The sequence below is a fragment of the Borborobacter xinjiangensis genome (assembly GCF_047739745.1).
Classification (GTDB): domain Bacteria; phylum Pseudomonadota; class Alphaproteobacteria; order Rhizobiales; family Rhizobiaceae; genus Pseudaminobacter.
In genome coordinates, this window is the sequence record NZ_JBLLVA010000066.1 from 1 (window position 1) to 4200 (window position 4200).

The following is a 4200-nucleotide window of genomic DNA, read 5'->3' on the forward strand; positions in this document are numbered from 1 at the left end:
TAGCGCATCCTTTGAGTCGGAAGATAAGGATGCCCCATCAAAACCCGGGATCAAACATCTAGGACGCATGGCACGTGATCGGCAGGCACTACCCGCAATTAAGGACTGATTGGCACCCCTGTAATTAGAGGGTTCTCGAGTATGTGCAGCCTTCAGCTTGCCCATCTGGGCCGCGCGAAACCGTGATGCGATCAACTTGCGGAGAATGAGGTGCCAGCTTGTCCCAAATCCATTTGGCAATATTTTCCAAGGAGGGCACGGCCAAGCCGTCAATGTCGTTCAGGTATGTATGATCCAGGATTTTTTGCACTGAACCAATTCTCGGCTCTACCTCGTAAAGATTGGCTGGCCAGCCAAACACTGAATCAGGTGAACCCTTGAAGTGGACTCGAACCCTGAAGGTGTGGCCGTGTAGCCCGGAAAATGGCTGCAGCTGGTGGGCCGCCTCGAATGTGAACTCCTTGTAGGTGTCGACCATCGCTACGTCGGCAGAACGCTCCAAAATACACCCCCAAAAACCCGAAGCCGATCTATCTGACATTCTGATCATTCAGTGTCAAATCCATTCGACCCTTGCCCCTGGAAATAGTGAATAAGACAACGCTTTTTACGCGCCCGATTAACGCGGCATTTAAGGATCGGAACGATAATACAAGCGGGCAATGATGAGGCAAAGGACCAAATAATGTCAAGCGTTCGCGGCACACTTGCCTTAACTGTTTTGCTCATCTTGCTGACCATATCTCCGGGGCACGTTCAGGATCACAAGCTCTTGCCGCCAACGGAGACACCAATCCTGACGATCGAGGGCAATATCCGAACGACTAACGCCGATGGTGTGGCGCAGTTCGATCGTGACATGCTTGAGAGGCTCGGTATGACTACATTGACCACCACCACGCCATGGTTCACCGGACCGGTCGAATTTGAGGGCGTTTTGCTCGAACAGATTATGGCGTTTGTCGGAGCGCAAGGTACGGAAGTAGTCGCGGTAGCGCTGAATGACTACCGTACCACGATTCCTCTCAAGGATTTCAACGAGTTCGATGTAATATTGGCGCTGAAGCGTGATAAGAAATACATGCCGGTGAGTGATAAGGGGCCGCTGTTCGTAGTGTATCCGTACGACAGTTCTCCAGAATTGCATACTCAAAAATACTATGCACGGTCGATTTGGCAACTTACACGCCTGATTGTTCGATGATGTTGAAATGAATGCATCCTCGCGCAGCCTGAGAGACTCATTTCAGCCGCTAAAAATAATTCTCAGCACCGCAATGATTGTTCTCGGGTCCGGCGCAGTTTATCTTTCGGCGCTCACCTTCGAGCGACAGGAGATGCTCGCCAAGGTCTCGCGCTACAATGTGGCATGGAGCGCGGGTCAGGGCGTGAACGAGTTCTTGCGGCTGCGTCAGCGCGTCAGCGAATTGGCGGTCAGGGAAGGTTCGAAGCACGAGGCACAGCTCCGGTTTGACATCGTCAAGAACCGGCTGGAGCTGTTTCGCAGCGGCGAGTTTCAGCCCTTTGTGCTGGAAGCGGACGACCGGCGAAGGACGGTGGAGTTACTATCCAACTTCCTCCATCGCGCCGAAATGCTGATCGAGCAGATTGAGAATCCCGCAACTGCGAGAGCCCTCCTATCAGAGATGGCCCCTCTGGAAGGAGAGCTCATCGGTCTCGCCGCGGAGGCCAATAATTACGGCGGGCAACAGGTCGCGCGCGATCGACAAGAACTTCTGCAACTGCATTGGACGTTCTCTGCCCTGGCTGGGGGCCTCGTGCTCTGCACGTTTGTGCTTATTGTGGTTCTGGAAAGACGAAATCGGCTTCTTATCCACGCTCAGCAAAAGCTCCATGCGCTCAATGCAGCATTGGTGCAAACGAGCGAGGACCTCGAGAAGGCCAATTCTACAGCGCACGCCGCAAATGATGAGTTGATTACTCAAAACCGCCTATTCGATACAGCACTACATAACATGTCGCAGGGACTTTGCATGTTCGGCGAAGATCGCCGGCTTATCGTTAGCAATCGTAGGTTGGCCACCATATATGGGCTGTCTCCGGAATCGCTACGGCCTGGGAGTACTTTCGAAGATATCATACGGCTCACGGTGCGGACGGGTGTCTGCTCACGCGACAGCGCCGAGAATATCCGTTCGGAACAGCTAGGCCTGATTGCTCGAAAGGAGCAAGGTACGTTACTGCACGAACTGAGCGATGGCCGCGTGATTTCGATTTTGCATCAACCGATGAATAACGAAGGCTGGGTGGCTACTTACGACGACATCACCGAACGCCATCACGCTGAGGCCCAAATGTTGCACATGGCGCGCCACGACGCTCTCACTGACTTACCTAACCGAATACTTCTTCGTGACCGAATGTGGAGTGAGCTAGCTCGATGTCAAAGGCATCAGCGCTGTGCCGCAGTTTTCTGCTTGGATCTCGACCATTTCAAAAACGTCAATGATACGCTCGGACATTCCATGGGCGATCGGCTACTTCGCGAGGTTGCCACGCGGGTCGCAACCCTCGTGCGCCGAGGGGACACTGTGGCCCGATTGGGAGGCGATGAATTCGTGATCCTGCAGACGGACGTTACACAGCCGGCGGACGTCGATCAACTCGCCCAACGTGTAATCAAGGTTCTTAGCGAACCGTACGAGCTCGATGGCCATCAGGTTGTAATCGGGGTGAGCGTGGGCGTAGCCCTGACGTCAGGGATTGCGGACGACCCTGATACACTCCTGAAAAATGCCGACTTGGCGCTCTACCGAGCCAAAGAGGACGGGCGTGGTACGTTTTGCTTGTTCCAGCCCGAAATGGCGGCGCGTCTTCAGCGCCGTCGGACCATTGAACTCGACTTGCGTGCGGCCGATTTTGACGAGGAGTTTGACGTAGTATTTCAGCCGATCGTGAATATTCACACGCTGCAAGTCACCACACTTGAAGCACTGTTGAGGTGGCCGCGCTGCAGACACGGACCCGTCGCAACCGAGGAAATCATCGCGATCGCCGAAGACACAGGCTTGATCGTCAACCTAGGCGAGTGGGTGTTGAAAAGAGCTTGTCTAGCGGCTGCAAACTTGCCGGGCGAGCTCAATTTCGCCGTTAATCTGTCACCCATGCAGTTCATGCGAGGCGACGTCGTTGAGACGGTTTCCAGGGTGCTCGCCGCAACGGGAGTTCCTCCTAGTCGGCTTGAACTGGAAGTGACTGAGACGTTTTTGCTTGAGGACAGCCAAAGGTCGTCCTGTGCGCTCCGGGATTTGCGCGCGCTGGGTGTGCGCATATCGCTCGACGATTTCGGAACCGGTTATTCCTCGCTCGGCTATCTCAGAAAATATACCGTAGACAAGATCAAGATAGACCGTTCTTTCGTGGAGCAAATCTGCACAAACCAGGATCACAGGGCAATCGTGCACGCAATTGTCCGCTTGGCCCATGCACTGGGCATGAAGACCACGGCTGAAGGAATAGAAACGGAAGACCAACTGGAAATCATTCGCGCTACAGGTTGCGACGAGGTCCAGGGCTATCTATTCAGCCCGCCAAAATCGCTGGCGGAAATAACGGGCTCCCTTGGGACACTCAGCAGCAAAGCGACGGATGCTTAGCGTGCTGCCCCGCGCGCGAGGGATACGGTTTCGAAGGCGAGGTATTTGGAACCCTCCATATGATCGAGGTGTAGCCCTCGAAGGTTGGATGGATACATCGAACGTCAGAGCGCGGCTTTTTTCCTTCGGTCCATTGCCAGAATTCAGTATTGCAAAAGCGAGAAAGCACGCCGTCTCGGGTGTGAAGTGACGGGCTTGGTGCGGCTAGTCCATGTTGAGAGCTTGGGTACCTTTCGCCGGCCAATTTGTTCCACCAGATTGCGAAAGACGTAGGTTGGAGCAGATGACGTCGATTTTTTGAATTCGTCTGCTTCACGGATGGCACAGAATCTTTACAGTTTATCGGCGAAGTGACCGGCGCGAGGCTGGGCAGACATCTCCCGGTCACAAGTTCGGAGAACGTGCATGTCGGTCCTTGTTCGGGTTCTTGCTACCTTCGCGCTATTGTTCGGGGGTATTTCGGCTTCCTCGCCGTCCATAGCTGAAGAGAATGGGCAGGTCGTTCATGTGACGTCCGGAGTGACGTTGCCCCCAAGTTTTATCCAGTTTTGAGTTCGCTCCAGCGGTTTTGGGTTGCTGTATT

At 54.1% G+C, this 4200-nt stretch carries 3 protein-coding genes; 2 read left to right on the top strand and 1 reads right to left on the bottom strand.

All coding sequences use genetic code 11. The features are described 5' to 3' along the window. Positions 1-124: 124 nt before the first annotated feature. Positions 125-478, bottom strand: a complete 354-nt coding sequence (locus tag ACLKMW_RS26250; RefSeq protein WP_415727462.1) for a 6-carboxytetrahydropterin synthase — start codon at positions 476-478, stop codon at positions 125-127. Positions 479-685: 207 nt separating this feature from the next. On the opposite strand from ACLKMW_RS26250, the gene ACLKMW_RS26255 reads away from it, so the two are divergent. Together ACLKMW_RS26255 and ACLKMW_RS26260 are read left to right on the top strand one after the other, a co-directional pair. Next, complete coding sequence (locus ACLKMW_RS26255; RefSeq protein ID WP_415727463.1) at positions 686-1204, top strand: putative pterin-binding protein; 519 nt, start codon at positions 686-688, stop codon at positions 1202-1204. A 7-nt stretch (positions 1205-1211) separates the two neighbouring features. After that, on the top strand, positions 1212-3617 hold the full coding sequence (locus tag ACLKMW_RS26260) for a putative bifunctional diguanylate cyclase/phosphodiesterase (protein WP_415727464.1): 2406 nt from the start codon (positions 1212-1214) through the stop codon (positions 3615-3617). The last annotated feature ends 583 nt before the right edge of the window (positions 3618-4200 follow it).

Coding starts and splice junctions, on each gene's coding strand:
- ACLKMW_RS26250 (WP_415727462.1), bottom strand. CDS start 478: ATGGTCGACACCTACAAGGAGTTCACATTCGAGGCGGCCCACCAGCTG.
- ACLKMW_RS26255 (WP_415727463.1), top strand. CDS start 686: ATGTCAAGCGTTCGCGGCACACTTGCCTTAACTGTTTTGCTCATCTTG.
- ACLKMW_RS26260 (WP_415727464.1), top strand. CDS start 1,212: ATGAATGCATCCTCGCGCAGCCTGAGAGACTCATTTCAGCCGCTAAAA.